This window comes from Kamptonema sp. PCC 6506, from assembly GCF_000180455.1.
In the GTDB taxonomy this organism is placed as follows: Bacteria; Cyanobacteriota; Cyanobacteriia; order Cyanobacteriales; family Microcoleaceae; genus Kamptonema; species Kamptonema formosum.
In genome coordinates this window covers 1-22,109 of the sequence record NZ_CACA01000125.1, presented here as the reverse complement: position 1 = coordinate 22,109, position 22,109 = coordinate 1, and the positions used below count along the sequence as shown (strand labels likewise).

Below are 22,109 nucleotides of genomic sequence, written 5' to 3'. Positions count from 1 at the left end.
ACCCATCTCCCCCACCCTCCCCATCTCCCCCTCTCCTCTGCTCCCCTGCTCCCCCGCTCCCCCTCTTCCCCTAGCCCCTTCTTCTATCTTTTTTTTCTAAATAACCAATCAAGTAAGGTGACGGCTCTACCAGTAGAACGATTCGACGACTGTAACTTTTTTTGTGGTTGAGTTTTTGCTGATTCTGGGACGAGGAAATTAGGCAAGTTTTCTGCGAGTTTTTCACTTGCTATCTCATCTACATTTATTGGTTTTTCCTCCTCAGTATTCCACCAAGTCAGAACTAAGCCACAAGCCGTCCCTCCAAGAATACCTAAGCAGATACTCAAAGGCATTGTATACCCAGTGAATCGAAAGCCAAGTGTTAGAAACAACCACATTGAAATACCTCCGGCTAAACCTACTGGGGGGATAGAAATTTTTAGCATAGTTTGTGAGGAGTTTTATCGTTCGTATATTATACTAAGTTGCATTAACTAACCTAAGTTACTATTTACTTTCTGACCTCAACCATAAATATTAATTTCGAGCTTCTTAGGCTAACCAAGGCTTGGCATCTCCTATTCCCTGTTTGATCGATATTCCCGATAGTAATTAGTTTCAATGGGCAATCGGCAATAAGCTCCGATCTAGTACCTCATCTAGCTAAGAAATACTATAATAACCTTGGCAGTTACTATATAAAGCGATCGCCCTCTATAAAGCTAAGCAATCCCAACATTTTCAAGGAGATGGCTTTGCTAGACTGGGAATGGGACAATTGCGTAAGTCCTGAACTTAATAAAGCGATCGCCCTCTATAATCAGAACAGTCGATCGCATCTTCAGATAAAGCAATTTTCGGCTGAACGGGACACTTGAGGTGATAGTCACCCGTAAAAAATGCACAATTAGCACAAGGAATTTGGTGCATCCGCTTAGCCCGCTTAACCGAGTCTGCGATCGCACTTCCAATGTTCCAGAATAGCAGCAACATCAACGCCCAAGCACAGACAAAGCACAACGGTACCAAAAAAGGCTCTATAGCTCGAATTAGAAAGTAAAGCATTTGAAACATAGCTTATACTTACAAACAGAGTAACTATAAAATAAATTAATCCAAAGCGCGACTAAGAGCAAGAAAAATTAAAAAATCTCAAAGCCTACCGGAAAACCGGAGGATTGTGGCATCATAGAGAACTGAACTAAAATAAAACTAGAGGAAATAACTTATGGCCCTGAGATTAGGCGATACAGTCCCCAACTTCACTCAAGCCTCCTCCGAAGGAGAAATAAATTTCTACGACTGGGCTGGCGATAGCTGGGTAGTACTCTTCTCACACCCCGCCGACTATACACCAGTATGCACCACCGAACTAGGCGAAGTTGCCCGCCTAAAATCAGAATTTGAAAAGCGTGGTGTCAAAACCATAGCCCTCAGCGTCGATAATGAAGAGTCCCACAAAGGCTGGATTAATGACATTGAGGAAACCCAAAAAGTTAGCCTAAATTATCCTATTTTAGCTGACGCAGATCGGAAAGTGTCAGACCTTTATGACATGATCCATCCCAACTCCTTGAACAACTTAACAATCCGTACAGTTTTCGTCATCGATCCCCAAAAGAAACTGCGTCTGAACATTACCTATCCTGCGAGTACCGGTCGTAACTTTGATGAAATTTTGCGGGTAATTGATTCTCTACAACTCACAGACAAATATAGCGTCGCTACCCCTGTTAACTGGAAAGATGGTCAAGATTGTGTAATTGTACCCTCGATCAAAGATCCTGAAGAGTTGAAACAGAAATTTCCCAAAGGTTACGAAGTAATTAAGCCTTACTTGCGGATGACTCCTCAACCTAATAAATAGTATTGAATTTTTGTCGTCCGATGGTAATGGAGGCGCGATTAATTGCGCCTCTGCCAGCATATTTTAATGGAGAAAAAATTATGCTCTCATCTCCGATAGTATTACGTATGCCGCCCAAAATGCAAATGACAGAAGATGAGTTTTTTGAATTCTGTCAAATCAATCGCGACTTACAAATCGAACGAAATCAATCAGGAGAAGTGCTAATTATGCCCCCCACTGGAGGAACAACAGGCAATCGCAGCGGTAGCATATTTGCACAGTTATATAATTGGACAGAGCAAGACGGAACGGGTATTTGTTTTGACTCAAGCACTGGATTTAAGCTGTCAGTTGGTGACAAATCCCCAGACGCTTCGTGGATGAAACTGGAACGATGGAATGCTTTATCAGAAGAACAGCAAGATAAATTTGTACCAATTTGTCCTGATTTTGTAGTAGAACTCAGGTCTGCTTCCGATAACTTGAAACCCTTGCAAGAAAAAATGGCAGAATACATGAGGGAAGCGGGAGTAAAGTTAGGCTGGTTAATCGATCGCAAAAATCGCAGAGTTTATATTTATCGTCCTGGTTTGTCAGAGGAATGTTTGGAAAATCCAGCTACAATTAGCGGCGATCCTATTTTGCCGGGATTTATTCTTAATATGAGTAAGATTTGGTAAATAGATCGTTATCAAAGAAAGAATTTTTGAAGGGAGGAAAACACCATGCTCTCATCTCCAATAGTATTACGTATGCCGCCTAAAATGCAAATGACAGAAGATGATTTTTTTGAGTTCTGTCAAATTAATCGCGACTTACAAATTGAACGAAATCAATCGGGAGAAGTGTTAATTATGCCCCCCACTGGTTCAGAGACAGGAAACCGAGAAGGCAACATCTTCGGGCCTTTGTGGGTATGGTCAGAGCAAGATGGCACAGGTTTAGTTTTTACTTCTAGTGCAGGATTTACCTTATCAACAGGTGCAGAAAGAGCGCCAGACTCCGCTTGGATTAAACTAGAAAGATGGAATGCTTTATCCTCAGAAAACAAGAAAAAATTTGCTCCCATTTGTCCTGATTTTGTAGTAGAACTCAGGTCTGAGTCTGATAACTTAAAACCTCTGCAAGAAAAAATGGCGGAATACATGAGGGAAGCGGGAGTCAGGCTAGGCTGGCTAATTGACCGCAAAAATCGCAGAGTTTATATTTACCGTCCAGGTTTACCAGAGGAATGTTTGGAAAATCCTGCTACAATTAGCGGCGATCCTGTTTTGCCGGGATTTGTTCTCAATATGAGTAAAATTTGGTAATTTTATTTATAGTCAAATTCCCAGATGCAAAATGAAAAAATCGCCGCTACAAGTTTTATCAGCGTAGGTTGCCAGAGTTATCAAATTGTTGACTACCATATCTCGATCAAATTCTAACTGTTCGTAATACGGCTCACTTTCTACTCCTTCATCATCTATGTCAGACATCCAAGAACCAGTTAGCTGAAGTTTTGCAGGAGCTTTTGAAAATAATTGTGCCCATGACCAAACTACATGATGAAAAACCTCTGCTCCCTGTTTATTGATGATTGTCGGCCCGTAAAGATTTAAGCCGTAACCTTGCCACTCTTTAAGATTATCTTTAGGATTAGCAGGGTTGAGGGTAGGTACCCACTTTAATGTATCATTAAGGTAACTAATCAAATCATAGTCAATTATCAGACGGGAAGAGTTCAGATCGCAAGAGCGACGAAAGTATTTGGCGTAATCTGTATAATTAACTTTCCCTTCAGGCAAAAGTAAAAAATCATGGTCGAGACTCATACGTTTACTCCTAAAAATTGCTAATACGATCCAAATGAAATTATGTTATTATCAGAATCTAGGTCAATGTACCGCCCATTCTTAGAGTACCTTTTCACCCCTGGCCTTGCTCCTGAAACATTGGTTTTCCGTGACCCTTTTTTAGCTGCAATCTTAAATTCCTCTGCTTTTCGCAGATATTGGGTAACATCTTCTGCCCCTACTTCGTCACCATGCTTGAGAAAGTGTTCCTGTAACGACTGTTGAGGTGAATCATAGCTCCCTTTTGCCCACGAGCCAGTGAAATCTTCTATTTCTTAAGTATAAACCTTTGTGTATATAATGAGTAATAAGAATTTATTGTAAAATTTAGTAGTAAATAAAAACACAAATAGCATGGATATCAAAAACGGTTTTGTAGGCACTCTTGGCAACACCCCCCTAATCCGATTAAACAGCTTCAGCGATGAAACTGGGTGCGAAATTCTCGGTAAAGCAGAATTTCTTAATCCCGGCGGTTCTGTGAAAGATCGAGCAGCCCATTATATTATCAAAGATGCCGAAGAAAAAGGCTTATTAAAACCAGGTGGGACAGTAGTAGAAGGAACCGCAGGCAATACTGGCATCGGTTTAGCTCATATATGCAACGCTAAAGGTTACAAATGCCTAATCGTAATTCCTGATACCCAATCTCAAGAAAAAATAGACGCATTGAGAACATTAGGGGCTGAAGTCCGAACCGTGCCTGCTGTTCCCTACAAAGATCCTAATAACTATGTTAAATTCTCTGGAAGATTGGCCTCAGAAATAGATAATGCAATCTGGGCAAATCAATTTGATAATTTAGCTAATCGTCAAGCACATTATGAAACAACTGGCCCCGAAATCTGGGGACAAACAGGAGGAAAAATTGATGCTTGGGTGACAGCAACGGGAACGGGAGGAACTTTTGCCGGGGTGGGAATGTTCCTAAAAGAAAAGAATCCAGCCATTAGAATCATTTTGGCAGAGCCAATGGGTAGCGGTCTTTACAGTTACGTTAAAACTGGGGAAATTAAGATAGAAGGTAGCTCAATTACTGAAGGTATTGGCACTAGCAGAATTACTGCTAATATGGAAAATGCTCCTATAGATGATGCCATCCAAATTGACGACGCGGAAGCAGTGCGGGTGATTTACCAACTGTTGAGAAAAGACGGATTATTTATGGGTGGTTCCGTAGGAATTAATGTCGGTGCGGCGGTTGCATTAGCGAAGCAGATGGGGCCGGGACATACAATTGTGACTGTACTTTGCGATGGCGGTTCTCGCTATCAATCGCGGCTATTTAATCGAGAATGGTTAGCTGGAAAAGGTTTGTCGCCGGATTAAAAAAGTGTTGTCGCGAACATATCCGTAACGCCGTCCTCTGGGCGGTATTGTTACCCCCAGAGGGCGGCATTACGTAAGTTGTGAAAAAATAAAATTATCCTCATCCTAGCCACTGCCATAAGTAAAGCTAATCAATACCAGATTTTAAGCGCGATCGCTTCCACATAACTCCTGTTAAAATCAGCTTGAGGAAAAAAGTTTGTTACAGGCATCAGGGAGTGCATCTAAGTGACAATCAAGACACCAGCCTGCCGCAGAGCAATCAACTTAGCCGCAGCAGGCTTTACAATCATTGAAATATTAATTATAATTTTTATACTGGGTATATTCAGTGCGATCGCGGCTCCTAGTTGGTTAGCATTCATCAATAACCAAAACCTTCGCACCTCCCAAGATAGAATTTTCTGGGCAATACGCATCGCCCAAAGCAACGCCAAACGCGATAAAATTTCCTGGCAAGCCAGCTTTAGAGAACAGGGTGGAATAGTACAATGGGCAGTCCATCCAGCTCACATTTTCCCCGATCGAATGGAAGAAGCAATCTCCGATCGACTTGCACAATTAAAATGGCATAGTTTCGCGCAAAAAATTAGAATAGATGTTGATAATACAACTTTAGATAAAGTCAATCCCACCAATAATCAACGACCATCAGGTAACGTCTACAGAGCGTTATTTAACCACAAAGGCTGTCCCGTTCCCGATCCTGAAGACGATTGTACCGCCATAGCCCAAGGACAATTGGGGAGAGTAACGGTAAAGCACGAACAATTGGGTAAAAAAAATAACCGCTGTGTGATTGTTTCAACGATTATAGGTGGAATGCGAACCGCAGAAGACGCAACCAAAGCTCTTAGCAAGGGAGGATGTAATTAATACTAACTCTAAAATTGGTATCAATCCAGCCTCCCCTGAAAAAACGGAACTTTGACTAGCCCGATTTCCTGCTTTTCTTATAACTTGCCTAGAGGGGTTAAAGAAAATGTAAGAGCGATTAAAATCGCTGAATTAATAACAGGTAAATCGGACTCGATCTCATTCCTCAAAAGCCCCCTGCATGACAGCAGCCGTCTTAGCTCGATCCAATTTCAACACCAAAACTCCCAAAGGTGGCAAACACAAATCCAGTGAAAAAGACTTATTGTGGAACCACCACTCATCCGTCCATTTTCCGCCCAAATTCCCCATATTGCTGCCCCCATACTCGCGAGCATCAGTATTAAACAACTCCGTATAGAAACCCGCTACAGGCACGCCTACCCGATAATGACTGTGAGGTTGCGGTGTAAAATTGCAAACCGTGACTAAAAACTCTTCCGCATCCTTAGAGCGGCGAATAAAGGCGACTACGCTGTGGCGATTATCGCTACAATCAATCCATTCAAACCCTTCTTGATTGAAATCCTGCTCATAAAGGGCTGGCTCAGTGCGGTAAAGATGATTCAAATCTGTAAAAAACTGTTTGATTCCTTGGTGAGCCGGGAATTGCATCAAATTCCATTCTAAATCCCCCCAGACATTCCACTCCCGCCACTGGGCAAACTCCATGCCCATAAACATCGTTTTCTTCCCAGGGTGAGCGAACATATAAGCAAATAACGCCCGCACATTAGCAAACTTCTGCCAGTCATCTCCTGGCATCTTGCCGAGAATATTACTCTTTCCGTGAACCACTTCGTCGTGCGATAAAGCCAACATAAAATTCTCGCTGTGGTTGTACCACATACTGAAAGTAATGTTGTTTTGGTGGAACTGGCGGAACCAGGGGTCCATGTGGAAATAGTCGAGCATATCGTGCATCCAGCCCATATTCCACTTGAGGTTAAAGCCCAAACCTCCCACATAGGTAGGCCAAGATACCATCGGCCAAGAAGTAGATTCCTCTGCGATCGATAATACCCCTGGAAAATAGCTAAAAATTACATGATTAGTTTGCCGCAAAAACTCCGCTGCTTCAATATTTTCTCGGCCCCCGTACTGGTTTGTCACCCATTCCCCAGGTTCGCGGCAATAATCTAAATACAGCATTGAAGCTACTGCATCCACGCGAATGCCGTCGATGTGGTATTTGTCAAACCAGAACAGGGCATTTGCTACTAAGAAATTCCGGACTTCGTTGCGGTTGTAGTTAAAAACCAGTGTTCCCCATTCTTTGTGCTCGCCTTTGCGGGGATCGGCGTGCTCGTATAAGTGCGTGCCATCAAAGAAAGGTAAACCGTGACCGTCTTTGGGGAAATGACCGGGAACCCAGTCTACAATTACGCCAATGCCGTGTTCGTGGCATTGGTCAACAAAATACATGAAGTCTTGAGGGTTGCCGTAGCGAGAAGTCGGGGCAAAATAACCCGTCACTTGATATCCCCAAGAGCCATCAAAGGGGTGTTCGGCGATCGGCAATAATTCTATATGGGTATAGCCCAAATCCTTAACATAGGGGATTAATTTGTGGGCTAATTCCCGATAAGTTAGAAAGCGTGCTCCGGGATTTAGTTCCGAAACTTGTACCACTGGTTCTGGTTTGCCATTGGGTAACAAGGCTGGTTCGGCAGAGTTCGCGTGTAGCCAAGAACCTAGATGGCATTCGTAAACGGAAACTGGCTGAGTCAGTGCATCTGTGTGTCGGCGGTGTTCCATCCAACCGCTATCGTTCCAGGTGTAAGCGTCTAAGTCAGTGACAATTGAGGCTGTTTTTGGTCGTACTTCTTGCTGGAAGCCATAGGGGTCTGACTTTTCGTAGGGATGCCCCTCCATATTTTTGACTTCGTACTTGTAGTGCTCACCTGCGTCTAAACCGGGAATAAATATTTCCCAGATGCCTGTTTGCCCTTTCCGCATTTGGTGTTTGCGGCCGTCCCAACTGTTGAAGTCTCCCAATAATGAAACGTTGCGGGCATTGGGGGCCCAGACTGCGAAGTATACTCCTTTGACTCCATCTACCTCAGTTAGGTGAGCACCCAATTTTTCGTAGATGCGGTGGTGGTTGCCTTCGGCAAATAGGTGGAGGTCAAATTCTGTCAGTTTGGGAGAACGGAAGGCGTAGGGGTCGTAGATGAAGCGATCGCGATCGCCTTCTTTGACTCGGAACTGATAGTTCGCTAACTCTGCTGTTTCAATTGTACATTCAAAAAAGTGAGGGTGGTGTACTGCTTGCATCGGGTACTCTGCCCTTGCTTCCGGCAACACCACCGACACTGCATCCGCGTTTGGCAGGTATGCTCGCACCGCCCAGGCTTTTTTGCCATTCTGCTCAATTAGATGTGGGCCGAGCACTTCAAAGGGGTCTTGGTGCTGATTCCAAACAATCCGGTCAATCTGTTCAAAGGGGATGCTCGTGGGCATAAAGTTACCTACCTGAATCACTGATCGCTTAACTAAATTGACTTAAAAAACCTGGAGGGGCGAGTTCACGTTACATTTATAGTTCCCTAAAATGTAGACACTGCCTAAATTTTAGGTTTGTACGCTTTTACGGTACTGGGCGAACTACAACACTCTAAAAGAGGATGAGGGATCAACCCATTTCCGATTACTTTTGTTCCAATTTTGACACTCTCACCCCTAAAAGGGATGGGATTCTTAGGAGATTTCGCTCCTAATATCCCTATCACTAGGGTTCCCACTCACACGCCGTTCGCCTATTGGCAGCGTATTATCTAGTAGGCGTTCACCCGATCGAATCAGGTTGGTTCCGACGAGTCGCGCCGTACCATTTAACTGCAAAACTTTAATTGCTTTGGTTTTGACGTTTCTTGCAGCTTGCAGAGAAAGCATCATGAATATGACCGTAGTTATTGCAAATATAGCGGTTTTCAGTTGTATGAGAATTGCTAATTGCTAATTACTAATTGCTAATTAAGAGCAATCTATCTCAATTGAAAATGGCTATGAATTTGTCACAATTGCTACTGTCTGCATCAATATGACTGCAATTACTGCAAGTTATCGAGGCAGAAAGAAGTCTATTAATAATTATAAAGTGAATGCAGTTCGATCGAAACTTTTATCCAAAATTATGCTATTGCTTAACTCGCATTGACAATGGTTTGTAATCCAGGGGGCAGAGGTTCCCGGCAGAGTTGGTGAATTTCGACAATACGAGCGAACAGCCAGGGATAGCCTTGGCTGTATTGGGGAATCAGGGCTAAGGGAGATAGCAGGGCTGCCGCAGCAATATCGGCAACACTTAGACGATCTCCAACTAGATAGGGCCCTTTTTGCCAGCGCTCCCCTAGAAACTCGATAGCACTGGCAAGGCGGCCAGTAGCCAGTTCCACCGAGGCTTGATTGATGCGGTACTGTCTGCGTACTGCTTGGATGACGATTTGACTCAACACAGACGGGTCAATGGCTTTGCCTGGGCCTGCACGAAACTGATAGTAAACAAATCGAGTTGCCGTGCCGATGCTTTCATCAAGCCAGTCTTCCAGCATCCAGGCCTCAGCTTGTAGCTGGGGATCGGGGAGCAACAGAGGAGGGGAGGGACAGTATGACTCCAGAAATTTAAAAATTTGGGTGGAGTCTGCGATCGCGGCTGGTTGACCCTCTAACTGAGGAAGGAGCACTGGTACTGTCGTTAAACCTCCCGTCAGCGGTCGGATTTTCAACAAGTGCAACCCCGGAGTCAAATTCTCAACTTGGTAAGGTAGACCCTTGTAACCCAGAGCCAAGCGAGCTTTGCGACAGTAGTGAGATGTACTGAATTGCAGTAAGAGCATCAGACACAAACTAACATTTTCATTTCCACCACAACTGATGCCATTTAAACAAAATATGTGAGGAGCGATCCGTTGAGCAGATTACAGGCTATGCCTTGAAGGAAGGTATGGCGCGATCGCTCTGACTAAGGAGACTTCTTAGGCGAAGCAGGCGCAGCACTAGGAGAAGCTGGTGCAGGGCTAGCGGCGGGAGATTCTGCTGGGCTAGGAGAAGATGCTGGAGATGAAGGACTTGGGCTAGTTCCGCTTTCGCCAGCACATGACCCTAAAACCGCAGCCAATCCAAGGGCCAAAGTCAAACGAATAAAGTTTTTGCTCATAAATTGCTCCTTAAGGTCGAAAACCGCTTCTAAAAATGTAGGCAAATTTTGCATTCCTACAAGAGACTCTACGGTTTAAGTCTTAAGCGCCTATTCTTAGCCTTAGCCCTTCGTCAGTTTTGGGGTTGACTAAGAATACCCGGTTAGAGGCGATCGCAAGACTGAAACGCCCCGTGAGTATTAGATTTTAGTGTAGAGAGTCAGCACTCTAAGTTTTTTCCGGTTTACCCGGAATCAGCGGTTAAAGCAGCGACTTTGTTCTCTACCGCACTCTAAGGTATCATAGTTTTTGCCGAGATCCGGTGGGAGCGTAAAAACTTTTTGCAGGATTTTCGCCAGTAAAATCTACGTATAGTAATTTATTTAACCACAGGCAAAAAACCCTTCAATCCGAAGGGGATAGCGGAGTTAACAACTGAATCTATAGAACGTTTGTAAACTAAATTCAAGATCAAACTGTGAATTTATTTCTGAGCTATGGTTGGTAAGACGGCTGAATGCCTCCACACATAATTAAAACTAAAGCTGCCGCACATAACATATTGGTGAAGTCTATGACTGTTGCTATGAGCTCCCCAGATTCTGCCCAACACCGCCCCTCTCGCCTAGCTGCCATTTCCTCAGCGGAAAGTAAAGTTACTCCGATTGGGCGAGCTCGGCGGACAAATGTATCTTCTCAAGCGGCTACCACTTCCGTTCCCACTATCGGCCGGGGTGCAGTTCCTACAAAGGTGGCCTCTGTCAAAATTCTGCCTAACCATCAGTTAAAACCGGTTTGGCTGCGATCGCTATTGAGCCTACAGCGTACCTCATCAGCGATCGCATTTTTGCTGCTGAGTTGTACTCTTACGGTTTACGGTTGGACAGTTTACGGCCAACAGCGTTGGAGCGAAGAATACCAAAAGCTAGAAACATTGCGACGTAGCGAACAGCAATTAAGCGCTGCTAGCGTTGTCTTAAAACATCAAATCGCTACGGCGGCGGAAAATCCCGAAACGGGTTTGGCTCCGCAACAGCCAGAGGACATGATCTTTCTGGAACCTGCGCCAGAGCGTCCCACTCCCGCAGCTAACCTAGATCCCCAGTCTACTCAGAAATCTGCTGGTGAGACACCTTTGGGATATTAACAGTTAACAGTTAACAGTTAACAGTTAACAGTTAACAGTTAACAGTTAACAGTTAACTCTAAGAAATGCCCAATTTTTATGACTTACGACTCCCGCTTTAAACGCCGTCGATCGCTAACTTCTGCACGTCCAAAATCGAATCAGCGGCCTAGAAGTTCTGTTTCCCGCCTCCCCAACAGCCAGCCTCAGAACCGCCTTCGCAAAATAGATCCTAAATATCGTCAGCAACCGCCTAGAGAACGTTTACAAAAACGGGATAAGTACCGCCCTTACATTGTCTGGGGGATATTAATGGTGTCTGGGTTGGGATTGGCTGCAAATTTGTTTTACTTACAAGTTAGGGAAGCACCAATTTTGCAAAAACGGGCGCAACAGCAGCAAATCTCGCGATCGCGCCCCTTTGTACCGAGACGACCAATTATTGACCGCAAAGGGGAGATTTTAGCGCTAGACCGCCCAGTTTATACACTCTGGGCTCACCCGAAGCTATTCAAGCAGACGAAGGGAACGATCGCGGCTAATCTTGCGCCGCTGCTGGCGGGTATGGGCGGTGGACAGACGATTACTGAGGGCGTACTGCTACAAAAGTTTAATAGTGCTGAAAGCGGGATTAAAATTGCGGACGGATTAAGTGAGGAAATGGGCGATCGCGTCAGTAACTTGTTAATCGAGAAGCAACCAGTCGATGGCTTAGAACTGATTCAGCAACAACAGCGCTTTTACCCCCAGCAGGAACTCGCGGCTGGTGTTGTGGGCTATGTAGATAGCGATCGCAATGGTCAAGCCGGGGTAGAATACAGCCAGCAAAACTTGCTAGAGCGTACAATGCCGTCCATCCGTTATAAGCGGGCGGTTAATGGTAACTGGGTTCCAGATCAACTCGCCGCAGGATTTGTCCAGTTCGATGATTTGCAATTGCAAGTGACTATAGATACCCGTTTGCAACGGGTAGCGCGATCGGCCCTCAAGCAACAAATGGAGAAATTTAAGGGGAAGCGAGGGGCTGTAATTGTGATGGACGCGCGGGATGGGGAATTGCTATCGCTGGTATCCGAACCTTCCTATGACCCCAATCAATATTTTAAATTCAATCTGGAACGGTTTAAAAATTGGGCGCTAACTGATGTTTATGAACCGGGTTCGACTTTTAAACCGATTAATATTGCGATCGCCCTAGAAGCTGATGCAGTTAAACCCGAAACCGTTTTTAACGATGAAGGTCAGATTTTCGTGGGTGGCTGGCCGATTTCCAACTACGATTACAGACAAGCAGGCCCGCGTGGCGCTGTCACTGTCACTGAGATTTTGCAGCATTCCAGCAACGTCGGCATGGTACATATCATGCAGAAAGTCAAGGCTTCAGCTTATTACAATGCCCTCGAACGTTTAGGACTAGGACAAACCACAGATTCCGACTTACCTTTTGAAGTACCCAGTCAACTCAAAAGCCGAGAACAATTTATTAGTTCGCGAGTAGAAGCTGCAACTACCGCTTTTGGCCAGGGTTTTTCCCTAACTGCGCTGCAACTCGTACAACTGTGCGGCGCTTTGGCCAATGGCGGTAAAATCGTTACTCCTCACGTTGTGCGAGGACTTTTTAGCGGAGATGGACAGCCTTTTTGGGAACTTCGCAGGCCAGCGCCAAGGCAAGTATTTTCACCAGAGAAGACAAAAGAAGTGTTAGAAATGATGGAAATGGTTGTGAAAGATGGGACGGGAAAAGCCGCGCAAATTCCCGGTTATCGCATTGCTGGGAAAACGGGAACTGCTCAAAAAGCTAATCCTACTGGTGGTTATTCAGATTATGCTAGCATTGCTAGTTTTGTGGGAATTTTACCTGTTGAATCTCCCCGTTATGTGGTGTTAGCAGTGATTGATGAACCCCAGGGAGGAACGGGGGGTTTAGTGGCCGCACCTGTTGTCAAATCAGTGATGGAAGCTTTAATTGCTGTGGAGAAGATTCCGCCTGCGGAGGTTGAAAAGGAAGAAGTGAAAGTAGCAGAATAGGTGAGAAGAGGAAGTGGAAGAGATAAAATGAGGGGTCAGAAAACGCTCAAGAGTCCGATCAAACTGAATCAGATATCGATAATATTCCTAACGTCGAACAAGTAGGGGAAATTCCTCTTACAAAGGCTGGTCGCCTGGAATTAGGAAATCTCATTGATGTGAAGGATGTCACGGCTGCTGAGGCAATTTGCCTGCGGGGATGTGGTCAAAGTCAAGTTCAACAAATTGCTAGAGACTATCAGCAAATGTCAGTCGGTGCGATCGCAAATCTGGCAGCAGTAGAGGATACTAAAGCTAAGACAACTATGAAGATGAACAATCTCGAACTTGAGGCCATCGAATACCTAAGAACACCAAGCACAATTCGGGAAAAGTGCGATCGCCTCTTCAATTTGGCTTGCGAAGACAAACTGCGTTATTTTCGCATTGATTTAACCCAATTAGACAAAGCCGCTAATTATGTCATTGACGTAATCCGCGAACAATATCCCGATTTTAACATCCCATTTCACAGCCGTTGGCGACATTTTGAAGTCGGGGAAATACCGCGTATGGCGGAACTAGATAAAATCTTAGCACAACTCACCCCAATTAATAAAGCTAAAGTCAAATTTGACTTAGCAATTATCAGCGTTTTACTCGATGCAGGTGCAGGTACAAATTGGGAATATAGCGAACAGGAAACCGGACAAGTTTATCGCCGTTCCGAAGGCTTAGCAGTTGCCAGTTTTCGGATGTTTTGTCAAGGCATTTTTTCTAGTAATCCCGATTTCCCTTTCCAAGCTGATGCTGTAGCACTTTCTCAGCTAAAATTACAGACATTAGCTACAGGATTACAAGTTAATCAAAATAATCATTTAGTTGGTTTAGAAGGTAGACTAGAATTGTTGCAAAGATTAGGAAAAGTTCTCAGCCAAAATCCTCTATTATTTGGGAATGAGAATCCGCGTCCTGGGAATTTAGCCCAATATTTGCATGATAGTAAACGCTCAGGAATGATGACGATCGAAGCTGCGGAAGTATTGAGCGCTGTTTTAACAGGTTTCGGAGAAATTTGGCCAGGAAGATATACCATTTCCGGTGTGAACTTAGGCGATGTTTGGTCACATCCAGCTTTACAGGGACAAAATTTAAGTGATGGCTATATACCCTTTCACAAACTTTCTCAATGGTTAACTTACTCCCTATTAGAACCGCTACAAGAACTTGGCTTAGAAGTAATTGCATTAGATGAATTAACAGGATTGCCAGAATATCGTAATGGTGGGTTTTGTTTAGATATTGGACTGCTAAAGGTAAAAGATACAGCTATTTTTCAACAAGCTCACTTGCCTGGTTCAGAAATCATAGTAGAATGGAGAGCGCTGACTGCCAAATTGTTAGATAAAATTGCCGAACTAATTCGGAAAAAGCTAAACTTAACTACCGCAGAATTGCCGCTAGTGAAGATTTTACAAGGAGGAACCTGGACTGCGGGAAGGAAAATTGCCGCTGAATTGAGAGTCGGTGGAGTGCCGCCAATTCAGATAGAAAGTGATGGTACTGTATTTTAATCCTAATTCTGAAAAATATTGCTACAGTAGTCCTACTACTAAGATATTGTTAAAATGACTGCAAAAGTTATCGTCATCGATCATCCATTAGTGCAGCACAAGTTGACGCTTGTGCGCCAAACAAAAATCAGTACGGCAAAATTTCGGCAACTTCTCAAGGAAATGGGAATCTTATTAGCTTATGAAGTAACGCGCGACTTGCCACTCAAATATGAGAAAATCCAAACTCCCATCGCCTCAACGATCGCTCCCATGCTAGCCTCGGAAAAGAAAATGGTAATTGTCTCTATTATGCGAGCAGGTCAGGGTCTTTTAGATGGTATATTAGAACTAATACCGTCAGCAAGAGTCGGACATATTGGGCTGTATCGTGAGCCTACAACTCTGATGGCAATTGAATATTATTTTAAGGTTCCCCACGATATCGAACACCGAGATGTGTTAATTGTCGATCCGATGTTAGCAACTGGTAATTCAGCGGTGGCGGCGGTGGATAGAATTAAAGAAGTTAGCGCCATTTCTATTAAGTTTTTATGCTTGCTCGCGGCACCGGAAGGGATTAAGCACTTCCACGAACAACACCCCGATGTGCCAATTTACACGGCGGCAATTGACGAAGGTTTAGACGAACACGGTTATATTGTACCGGGCATGGGAGATGCAGGCGATCGCCTTTACGGAACAAAGTGATTATAGCAACCGCCAAGGCGGTTAGGGGTTAGGGGCTAGGGGCTAGGGGCTAGGGAAAGAAGGGGAAATAGAGGCTACGATGCTTCGATGCTCCGATGCTCAGGGAAGAAGGGAAAGAGAATAAAATAGGACTTACGCTCATGGTTCCAGAAACCGGGTTTTTGAGAGAATCTGTGGGTCACAACGAAGTATTTTCGTAAAAAACCCGGTTTCTTTGGTTGGGTGTCTAAGTCCTGTAAAAGTAAGTTCCCTCTTCCCTAGCCCCTAGCCCCTAGCCCCTAGCTATAAAAAACCCGGTTCCTTCAAGAAACCGGGTTTTTCAGATTCCGACAGAAGTTTAAGTTTCCTGTCTGCGAGTCGTAACGTCGCCCAATTTTTGGAACAGACCGAACTCGACTTGCTCTTCTAGGTCTGGGTCAATTCCAGCAAACACATCCCGGAAGAGGGTGCGGGAACCATGCCAGATATGGCCAAAGAAGAACAGCAAAGCAAAACAAGCGTGTCCGAAAGTAAACCAACCGCGAGTAGAAGTGCGGAATACCCCGTCAGACTTCAAAGTTTCGCGGTCAAATTCAAACACCTCACCCTTCTGGGCCGCACGAGCGTACTTCTTGACATCAACGGGGTTATTCAACGTTTGACCGTTCAATTCTCCACCGTAGAAGCTGACAGTAACGCCAGCTTGCTCGAAGCTATATTTCGACTCGGCGCGACGGAAGGGGATGTCAGCGCGAACTATCCCATCTTTATCGGTCAGAATAACTGGGAAGTTTTCAAAGAAGTTAGGCAGACGGCGTACCGACAATTCCCGACCTTCACTGTCTTTGAACACGGCATGGCCCAGCCAACCTTTAGCAATGCCATCGCCTTTGTTCATTGGGCCAGCACGGAACAGACCGCCTTTAGCGGGGCTATTACCTACGTAGTCGTAGAAAGCTAGCTTCTCAGGAATTTGCTCGTAAGCTTGCTGAGCGCTGCCACCGTTAGCAATGGTAGTTTGGGCTCGGCGTTGAATTTCCTGCTGGAAATAATTACTATCCCATTGATAGCGAGTTGGCCCAAATAGCTCGATGGGAGTAGCGGCGGAACCGTACCACATCGTACCAGCCACGATGAAAGCGGCGAAGAAGACGGCAGCGATACTACTGGATAGTACCGTTTCGATGTTACCCATCCGTAGGGCTTTGTAGAGCCGTTCGGGAGGACGAACAGTTAAGTGGAACAGTCCAGCAATCACGCCTACGACTCCAGCAGCAATGTGGTGGGCCACGATGCCACCAGGGTTGAAGGGGTCAAATCCTTCTGGGCCCCAGGCTGGCGCGACGGCTTGGACGTGACCGGTTAAACCGTAGGGGTCAGAGACCCACATTCCGGGCCCGAAGAGACCCGATAGGTGGAAGGCTCCGAAGCCAAAGCAGAGTAGACCGGACAAGAACAGGTGAATGCCGAACATTTTCGGCAAGTCGAGAGCTGGTTCGCCAGTGCGAGGGTCTCTGAAGAGTTCTAAATCCCAGTAAACCCAGTGCCAGACGGCGGCGAGGAATAGTAGACCGGACAGGATGATGTGAGCGGCGGCAACGCCTTCAAAAGACCAAATGCCTGCATCTGCGGCACTTTCGCCGGTGATGCTCCAACCGCCCCAAGATTTGGTCACGCCCAAGCGAGCCATGAATGGCAGGACGAACATTCCCTGCCGCCACATGGGGTTAAGGACGGGATCGCTCGGATCGAAAATTGCTAGTTCGTAGAGGGCCATTGAGCCCGACCAGCCTGCCACGAGGGCAGTGTGCATGAGGTGTACTGAAATCAATCGACCTGGATCATTCAAGACGACTGTGTGTACGCGATACCAGGGTAGTCCCATTGACTACGCTCCTCCAAAGGTGAGAGATGTTTATTTTGACTTTGACAGCTTTTCAGCTTTTTATTAAGCCGCCGGCGCTTGCTGTCTTTTTGTCTGGGTGTAGTATTACCTAGACTTGGGGATGGTAAGACGCGGGAGGCATAAAAATGAAAGTTATTTAAAGAAGTGTATCGAGTGTTAGAACCGATTGCAATATTCTGAGCTACATCAAGTGGGGATTGCCGATCTGACATCGGGCTTCGATCGAGCACAAGCGTTCGAGGACTTGCTCGGCAGCGATCAGGCGGGTGAGTACGACGTTACCGATATTTTTGGTGGGATCGCTTTCTAGGAGCGGGGCTGTGGGTTTTACTTCTACCATGAGTACGGCTTCTTCTACGCGGTAGAGCCACATTTTCTCGTTTTGATCCCAGAGGCAGAGATTGAGTTTCTCTATGTCGGGCGATCGCCTCCAGGCAGTTTCGCTCCACAAGCCGCCAACTCCCCAGACGCGCCCGACCGTCCACCCTTCAGATAGAAAAAAGTATTTCACGAACTTAACTAGGTACGGTTACTTAGAATGTGGTGTTTAGGATAGCGCGAAATGGGGCTTTGAGGGGATTGGTTGTTGAGGATGTTTGAGGGGTTGGGGTGTGTGCGATCGTTTAAGCAACCTAATATCTCGACTTACTGAATACAGAGGAGCTTTACTGGCCAATGAATTACTTAACACTAAGAATTTGCCTCCGCTGTTGCAATATGCTTGTTAGCCTGTGGTTTTGCAATCAGTGGAAGGCAAAAAGCAAGAATTATATAAATTCATTGCTACACCTACAACACCACCATATAAGCGTTTGCCGCCTCTTATTGCTGCTTCCTCTGCTGCCTGATATAAAGTGGCGTAATTAACACCATCTTCTGGATAGAAAGCTACCCCACAGGATACTGTCAGCGGACAATGAACTTCTACATAACTAAAATCAGGCATAATAAAGAACCTTCGCAATGGTGGAAGGTGAGAAAAATTTTGATTAACTGCCTCACAGAGCTGCATTGCTATTGAGACAACTTCCGCCATCTTCGAGTCAGCTATAAAAATAACAAACTCATCTCCACCAGCTCTAAAAACATCAATATCATCCGGTAAATTTTGGTTGATCAAGTTAGTAATCTGTCTCAGTTTTTCATCGCCTTCAAGATGACCATAGCAATCATTGAAATATATGAATCCATCTATATCGATCAGGATCATTCCAAATCGCGCTCGATTTCCAGCATATTGCTCGAAGCGAGTTTGTATCAGTTCTTGATTTCCCAATCCGGTCAAGCGATCGCGATTCGATGTCATGGAAGAAAAGTTTCAGGAAAGGTGAACGACTAAGGGAATACCACAAATATCAGTATAACTGCTAAAATGAAACATGAGTCCTAGCAACTCAACCTAAACCATGACCAGAAAAGCCCTCCCAGAATTCCAAGACCACTTCGACATCATTGTAGTAGGTGCCGGACACTCAGGCTGCGAAGCCGCCCTCGCCGCCGCCCGCCTCAATTGTCGCACCCTATTACTAACCCTAAATCTCGATAAAATTGCCTGGCAACCTTGCAATCCAGCCGTCGGTGGCCCCGCTAAAACTCAACTGACAAATGAAGTCGATGCACTAGGTGGAGAAATCGGCAAAATGGCCGATCGCACTTACTTACAAAAACGCATTCTTAACTCCTCACGCGGCCCCGCAGTTTGGGCATTACGCGCTCAAACTGATAAGCGTGAATATGCCGCTGTAATGAAGAATATTGTCGAAAATCAAGACAATTTAAGCATCCGCGAAAGCATGGTGACAGACTTAGTTTTAGGCGCTAATGATGAAATTATTGGTGTCGAAACTTATTTCGGTGTCGCCTTTGGATGTAAAGCAGTTATTCTCACTACTGGCACATTTTTGGGTGGCATTATTTGGGTGGGAAATAAGTCAATGCCAGCGGGACGTGCAGGTGAATTCGCCGCCGTTGGTTTAACTGAAACTCTCAACAAACTAGGCTTTGAAACTGGAAGATTAAAAACTGGAACTCCCGCCAGAGTAGACAAACGTTCCCTCAATTACACTAACCTCGAACCCCAACCCGGTGATGCCGATGTTCGCTGGTTTAGTTTCGATCCAGATGTTTGGATAGAACGGGAACAAATGCCTTGCTATCTCACCCGCACTACTCCAGAAACCCATAGATTAATTAGAGAAAATTTACACCTTTCTCCTGTTTACGGCGGCTGGGTAGATGCGAAGGGCCCGCGTTATTGTCCTAGCATTGAAGATAAAATTGTCCGCTTTGCAGATAAGGACAGCCATCAGATATTTATTGAACCCGAAGGTCGTGATATTCCTGAGTTGTACATCCAGGGATTTTCTACTGGTTTACCTGAAAATTTACAGTTACAAATGTTACGAACTCTTCCGGGTTTAGAAAATTGTGTAATGTTACGGCCAGCCTATGCGGTGGAATACGATTATTTACCAGCAACTCAGTGTTTTCCCACCTTGATGACTAAAAAAATTGAGGGGTTATTTTGTGCAGGCCAAGTTAACGGGACAACGGGATATGAGGAAGCAGCAGCGCAGGGAATTGTTGCCGGGGTTAATGCTGCCAGATTTGTCAATCATCAAGAAATGATTGTTTTTCCCCGCGAGCACAGTTACCTGGGTACGCTAATTGATGATTTGTGTACCAAAGACCTACGGGAACCTTATCGGATGCTCACTTCTCGGTCTGAATATCGGTTATTATTGCGTTCGGATAATGCGGATCAACGTCTCACTCCTTTGGGCCGGGAAATTGGTTTGATTGATGACCGTCGTTGGGAGTTATTTCAACGGAAACAAGCCAATATTATCGCTGAAAAGGAACGGCTTTACTCGACGCGGGTGAAGGAAGGTGAGGAAGTAGGTAAGGCGATTTTAGCTGATATGCAGCAAAGTATTAAGGGTTCAATTACTTTGGCAGATTTGTTACGCCGTCCGGGTTTCCATTATGAGGATTTGGAACGCTATAATTTAGCTAATTCTAATTTGGAGTTGGCTGAGAAAGAAGGGGCAGAAATTGATATTAAATATTCTGGCTACCTGCAACGCCAACAACATCAGATTGACCAAGTTAGCAAACACGAACATCGCCAGTTACCGCCGGATTTGGATTATATGACCATTGAAACTCTCTCGAAGGAGTCGCGGGAAAAGTTGGCAACGGTGAAGCCGTTAACTATTGGTCAAGCGGCGAGAATTGGCGGGGTGAATCCGGCTGATGTGACGGCGTTGTTGATTTATTTGGAAATGCGATCGCGTGTTTTGGCAGGATAATTATCTCAACAGGCTGCTATGGTGGGAAAAGAAAAGTAATACTAAATCCGGGTTTGATATCCTTTTTATCATGCGGCGATTGAAATCGCTACTATACAAACTAAGTCCGAGCTAAGAGGGACTAAAGAATAAAGGGGATATTTAAGCCGGATTTGGTATAATTATTGGTTTACCTCACTGAGCAGAGGAAGGGGGAATAATCTCAATACCATACTTAGGTGCAGTAGACATAATTTTTTCCAAATCTGTAGGACTTAAAGATGGTGCAGAACCAACCTGACTATCTGTTGACTTTCCGACTTCTGCCACAAACTTCTCAAATCCTGCTGGAGTCACCCAAACGAGCATTTTTGCAGGCACAGAGCTAGTATTAGTAAAGCGATGAAGCTGACCTTTTGGCGAGTAGAGAAAAGTGCCTGCTGTTGCTACAATAGTTTGTTCATCAAGTTGAAATTCTAGCGAACCTTCTTGAACATAAAACGATTCATTTTCCCGACTGTGCCGATGAGGGGGTGCACCGCCACCCTGTGGAGAAACAATTACTTCACACAGAGCATAAGCCTGACCTGTTTCTTCACCCACGACTTTAAAAGTATATAAGTCACCATTTAACCAGTAGGAAACTCCTTGTCCTGGTTGCAGAAAAATTCCTTGTGGATCTAGAGTCATCATCATTCTCCCGTTAATTGCATATAATTTATCAGTTAGCGTAGCGATTGGATAAATAAAAGAAGCTTCCTGAAAAAAAGCGGGTTTTGGCCGCCTTGTCACCAATGAGTTCGCTTACCTGACTTCTGCGATACTTTCAATTGCGATCGCCTAGCAAAGTATAAACTTGAAAGTATAAACTTGCTATTGCGGCAAAGTTATGCTTAAAGCCACACTGGAAAAATTGCTGTGCAATTAAATTTTAATGGAGCTAAGCGGGCTCGAACCGCTGACCCCTACAATGCCATTGTAGTGCTCTACCAACTGAGCTATAGCCCCTTTCTTTCACCGTTTTTCACAATACCTCGATTTACTAACATTTGTCAAGTGTCTCCACAAAATTATTTTTTTTGCTTTCCCTTGTTTACCATTAACCCAAGGCTTTGCCAACAAGCTGTGCTAAGTGACAATGCGCTGAAAATTGGAAAATAAACGCCAATCCCTAGAAATACAAATAAGAATGATTGGAGAACCTAAGCGCCAATCCCTAAAAATACGAATAAGAATGATTGGACATTTGGGTTAAATGAACCAGACAAGACCCCATTAGGAAATAAACCACTACTAGCCCCGCAGCCGACATCGCTACTAAAGTGCCAGCCAGCATCAGAGAAAATTCGCGGTGCGCGATCGCTTCCTGCATCAGGTGCAAAGACCAGGCAACTAAGGCAACATCAATTATTAGAATAGGAACTAGCATAGTTACAATTTGTAACAGTTTGTTCTATTCTAGCAAAGTTTCCGCAAGCGTGTGAATGTGCTGACACAGTAAATTTACGGAGCGGGGGAGATGGGGAG

At 44.9% G+C, this 22,109-nt stretch carries 22 protein-coding genes and 1 tRNA gene; 10 read left to right on the top strand and 13 right to left on the bottom strand.

The window, feature by feature from the left end; translation table 11 throughout:
* Positions 1 to 83: 83 nt before the first annotated feature.
* Together OSCI_RS07150 and OSCI_RS07145 are read right to left on the bottom strand one after the other, a co-directional pair.
* Positions 84 to 428, bottom strand: a complete 345-nt coding sequence (locus OSCI_RS07150) for a hypothetical protein (RefSeq protein WP_007354214.1) — start codon at positions 426 to 428, stop codon at positions 84 to 86.
* A gap of 349 nt (positions 429 to 777) precedes the next feature.
* Positions 778 to 1,056: a hypothetical protein gene (locus OSCI_RS07145; protein WP_007354213.1), complete on the bottom strand. Its 279-nt coding sequence runs from the start codon at positions 1,054 to 1,056 to the stop codon at positions 778 to 780.
* 154 nt (positions 1,057 to 1,210) lie between these two features.
* Here OSCI_RS07145 and OSCI_RS07140 point away from each other — a divergent pair, with 154 nt between their 5' ends.
* From OSCI_RS07140 to OSCI_RS07130, 3 genes are all read left to right on the top strand, one after another.
* Positions 1,211 to 1,849: a peroxiredoxin gene (locus tag OSCI_RS07140; RefSeq protein ID WP_007354212.1), complete on the top strand. Its 639-nt coding sequence runs from the start codon at positions 1,211 to 1,213 to the stop codon at positions 1,847 to 1,849.
* An 80-nt stretch (positions 1,850 to 1,929) separates the two neighbouring features.
* Positions 1,930 to 2,511, top strand: coding sequence for a Uma2 family endonuclease (locus tag OSCI_RS07135; RefSeq protein ID WP_007354211.1), 582 nt, complete (start codon positions 1,930 to 1,932; stop codon positions 2,509 to 2,511).
* 45 nt (positions 2,512 to 2,556) lie between these two features.
* Positions 2,557 to 3,141 carry a Uma2 family endonuclease gene (locus OSCI_RS07130; RefSeq protein WP_007354210.1) on the top strand — a complete coding sequence of 195 codons (585 nt, stop codon included), beginning with the start codon at positions 2,557 to 2,559 and terminating at the stop codon, positions 3,139 to 3,141.
* Positions 3,142 to 3,153: 12 nt separating this feature from the next.
* On the opposite strand, the gene OSCI_RS07125 is transcribed toward OSCI_RS07130, so the two are convergent.
* The gene (locus tag OSCI_RS07125; protein WP_007354209.1) at positions 3,154 to 3,645 is read right to left on the bottom strand and encodes a hypothetical protein; all 492 of its coding nucleotides are present in this window, start codon (positions 3,643 to 3,645) and stop codon (positions 3,154 to 3,156) included.
* Positions 3,646 to 4,020: 375 nt separating this feature from the next.
* On the opposite strand from OSCI_RS07125, the gene OSCI_RS07120 reads away from it, so the two are divergent.
* Both OSCI_RS07120 and OSCI_RS07115 read left to right on the top strand, forming a co-directional pair.
* Positions 4,021 to 4,995 carry a cysteine synthase A gene (locus tag OSCI_RS07120; RefSeq protein ID WP_007354208.1) on the top strand — a complete coding sequence of 325 codons (975 nt, stop codon included), beginning with the start codon at positions 4,021 to 4,023 and terminating at the stop codon, positions 4,993 to 4,995.
* A gap of 228 nt (positions 4,996 to 5,223) precedes the next feature.
* Positions 5,224 to 5,871: a hypothetical protein gene (locus OSCI_RS07115; protein WP_007354207.1), complete on the top strand. Its 648-nt coding sequence runs from the start codon at positions 5,224 to 5,226 to the stop codon at positions 5,869 to 5,871.
* A gap of 159 nt (positions 5,872 to 6,030) precedes the next feature.
* On the opposite strand, the gene glgB is transcribed toward OSCI_RS07115, so the two are convergent.
* The 4 genes from glgB to OSCI_RS07095 form a co-directional block, all read right to left on the bottom strand.
* Entirely contained in the window at positions 6,031 to 8,334 is a 2,304-nt protein-coding gene (gene glgB / locus OSCI_RS07110) for a 1,4-alpha-glucan branching enzyme (RefSeq protein ID WP_007354206.1), read from the bottom strand.
* Between the two features lie 237 nt (positions 8,335 to 8,571).
* Complete coding sequence (locus OSCI_RS07105; protein WP_007354205.1) at positions 8,572 to 8,769, bottom strand: hypothetical protein; 198 nt, start codon at positions 8,767 to 8,769, stop codon at positions 8,572 to 8,574.
* Between the two features lie 248 nt (positions 8,770 to 9,017).
* Positions 9,018 to 9,710: a glutathione S-transferase family protein gene (locus OSCI_RS07100; RefSeq protein ID WP_007354204.1), complete on the bottom strand. Its 693-nt coding sequence runs from the start codon at positions 9,708 to 9,710 to the stop codon at positions 9,018 to 9,020.
* Positions 9,711 to 9,835: 125 nt separating this feature from the next.
* Complete coding sequence (locus OSCI_RS07095; protein ID WP_234708716.1) at positions 9,836 to 10,030, bottom strand: hypothetical protein; 195 nt, start codon at positions 10,028 to 10,030, stop codon at positions 9,836 to 9,838.
* Positions 10,031 to 10,584: 554 nt separating this feature from the next.
* Here OSCI_RS07095 and OSCI_RS07090 point away from each other — a divergent pair.
* The 4 genes from OSCI_RS07090 to upp all read left to right on the top strand — a co-directional run bounded on the left by OSCI_RS07090 (position 10,585) and on the right by upp (position 15,407).
* The gene (locus tag OSCI_RS07090; RefSeq protein WP_007354201.1) at positions 10,585 to 11,157 is read left to right on the top strand and encodes a hypothetical protein; all 573 of its coding nucleotides are present in this window, start codon (positions 10,585 to 10,587) and stop codon (positions 11,155 to 11,157) included.
* A 78-nt stretch (positions 11,158 to 11,235) separates the two neighbouring features.
* On the top strand, positions 11,236 to 13,164 hold the full coding sequence (locus OSCI_RS07085; RefSeq protein WP_007354200.1) for a peptidoglycan D,D-transpeptidase FtsI family protein: 1,929 nt from the start codon (positions 11,236 to 11,238) through the stop codon (positions 13,162 to 13,164).
* Between the two features lie 158 nt (positions 13,165 to 13,322).
* Complete coding sequence (locus OSCI_RS07080) at positions 13,323 to 14,717, top strand: URC4/urg3 family protein (RefSeq protein WP_007354199.1); 1,395 nt, start codon at positions 13,323 to 13,325, stop codon at positions 14,715 to 14,717.
* Positions 14,718 to 14,771: 54 nt separating this feature from the next.
* Complete coding sequence (upp, locus tag OSCI_RS07075) at positions 14,772 to 15,407, top strand: uracil phosphoribosyltransferase (RefSeq protein WP_007354198.1); 636 nt, start codon at positions 14,772 to 14,774, stop codon at positions 15,405 to 15,407.
* Positions 15,408 to 15,744: 337 nt separating this feature from the next.
* Here upp and psbB read toward each other — a convergent pair whose 3' ends face one another.
* The 3 genes from psbB to OSCI_RS07060 form a co-directional block, all read right to left on the bottom strand.
* Entirely contained in the window at positions 15,745 to 17,271 is a 1,527-nt protein-coding gene (gene psbB / locus OSCI_RS07070) for a photosystem II chlorophyll-binding protein CP47 (protein WP_007354197.1), read from the bottom strand.
* Between the two features lie 202 nt (positions 17,272 to 17,473).
* Positions 17,474 to 17,803: a hypothetical protein gene (locus OSCI_RS07065; RefSeq protein WP_007354196.1), complete on the bottom strand. Its 330-nt coding sequence runs from the start codon at positions 17,801 to 17,803 to the stop codon at positions 17,474 to 17,476.
* Positions 17,804 to 18,016: 213 nt separating this feature from the next.
* A complete protein-coding gene (locus tag OSCI_RS07060; protein WP_007354195.1) occupies positions 18,017 to 18,598 on the bottom strand; it encodes a GGDEF domain-containing protein in 582 nt (193 codons plus the stop codon).
* A 100-nt stretch (positions 18,599 to 18,698) separates the two neighbouring features.
* Between OSCI_RS07060 and mnmG the strand changes: the two genes are divergently transcribed.
* Complete coding sequence (gene mnmG / locus OSCI_RS07055) at positions 18,699 to 20,603, top strand: tRNA uridine-5-carboxymethylaminomethyl(34) synthesis enzyme MnmG (protein WP_007354194.1); 1,905 nt, start codon at positions 18,699 to 18,701, stop codon at positions 20,601 to 20,603.
* A gap of 174 nt (positions 20,604 to 20,777) precedes the next feature.
* Here the strand turns inward: mnmG and OSCI_RS07050 are convergent, their stop codons facing one another.
* The 3 genes from OSCI_RS07050 to OSCI_RS07040 form a co-directional block, all read right to left on the bottom strand.
* Positions 20,778 to 21,374: a quercetin 2,3-dioxygenase gene (locus tag OSCI_RS07050; protein WP_019486825.1), complete on the bottom strand. Its 597-nt coding sequence runs from the start codon at positions 21,372 to 21,374 to the stop codon at positions 20,778 to 20,780.
* A gap of 143 nt (positions 21,375 to 21,517) precedes the next feature.
* A tRNA-Ala gene (locus tag OSCI_RS07045) sits at positions 21,518 to 21,590 on the bottom strand.
* A 208-nt stretch (positions 21,591 to 21,798) separates the two neighbouring features.
* Positions 21,799 to 22,011 carry a hypothetical protein gene (locus tag OSCI_RS07040; protein ID WP_007354192.1) on the bottom strand — a complete coding sequence of 71 codons (213 nt, stop codon included), beginning with the start codon at positions 22,009 to 22,011 and terminating at the stop codon, positions 21,799 to 21,801.
* Positions 22,012 to 22,109 lie beyond the last annotated feature (98 nt).

What these genes read in the sequence shown, in the direction of transcription:
- glgB (WP_007354206.1), bottom strand. Translation starts at nt 8,334, where the DNA reads ATGCCCACGAGCATCCCCTTTGAACAGATTGACCGGATTGTTTGGAAT.
- OSCI_RS07095 (WP_234708716.1), bottom strand. Translation starts at nt 10,030, where the DNA reads ATGAGCAAAAACTTTATTCGTTTGACTTTGGCCCTTGGATTGGCTGCG.
- OSCI_RS07130 (WP_007354210.1), top strand. Translation starts at nt 2,557, where the DNA reads ATGCTCTCATCTCCAATAGTATTACGTATGCCGCCTAAAATGCAAATG.
- OSCI_RS07100 (WP_007354204.1), bottom strand. Translation starts at nt 9,710, where the DNA reads ATGCTCTTACTGCAATTCAGTACATCTCACTACTGTCGCAAAGCTCGC.
- OSCI_RS07085 (WP_007354200.1), top strand. Translation starts at nt 11,236, where the DNA reads ATGACTTACGACTCCCGCTTTAAACGCCGTCGATCGCTAACTTCTGCA.
- OSCI_RS07140 (WP_007354212.1), top strand. Translation starts at nt 1,211, where the DNA reads ATGGCCCTGAGATTAGGCGATACAGTCCCCAACTTCACTCAAGCCTCC.
- upp (WP_007354198.1), top strand. Translation starts at nt 14,772, where the DNA reads ATGACTGCAAAAGTTATCGTCATCGATCATCCATTAGTGCAGCACAAG.
- OSCI_RS07090 (WP_007354201.1), top strand. Translation starts at nt 10,585, where the DNA reads ATGACTGTTGCTATGAGCTCCCCAGATTCTGCCCAACACCGCCCCTCT.
- OSCI_RS07135 (WP_007354211.1), top strand. Translation starts at nt 1,930, where the DNA reads ATGCTCTCATCTCCGATAGTATTACGTATGCCGCCCAAAATGCAAATG.
- OSCI_RS07040 (WP_007354192.1), bottom strand. Translation starts at nt 22,011, where the DNA reads ATGCTAGTTCCTATTCTAATAATTGATGTTGCCTTAGTTGCCTGGTCT.
- OSCI_RS07120 (WP_007354208.1), top strand. Translation starts at nt 4,021, where the DNA reads ATGGATATCAAAAACGGTTTTGTAGGCACTCTTGGCAACACCCCCCTA.
- OSCI_RS07145 (WP_007354213.1), bottom strand. Translation starts at nt 1,056, where the DNA reads ATGTTTCAAATGCTTTACTTTCTAATTCGAGCTATAGAGCCTTTTTTG.
- psbB (WP_007354197.1), bottom strand. Translation starts at nt 17,271, where the DNA reads ATGGGACTACCCTGGTATCGCGTACACACAGTCGTCTTGAATGATCCA.
- OSCI_RS07125 (WP_007354209.1), bottom strand. Translation starts at nt 3,645, where the DNA reads ATGAGTCTCGACCATGATTTTTTACTTTTGCCTGAAGGGAAAGTTAAT.
- OSCI_RS07105 (WP_007354205.1), bottom strand. Translation starts at nt 8,769, where the DNA reads ATGATGCTTTCTCTGCAAGCTGCAAGAAACGTCAAAACCAAAGCAATT.
- OSCI_RS07060 (WP_007354195.1), bottom strand. Translation starts at nt 18,598, where the DNA reads ATGACATCGAATCGCGATCGCTTGACCGGATTGGGAAATCAAGAACTG.
- OSCI_RS07150 (WP_007354214.1), bottom strand. Translation starts at nt 428, where the DNA reads ATGCTAAAAATTTCTATCCCCCCAGTAGGTTTAGCCGGAGGTATTTCA.
- mnmG (WP_007354194.1), top strand. Translation starts at nt 18,699, where the DNA reads ATGACCAGAAAAGCCCTCCCAGAATTCCAAGACCACTTCGACATCATT.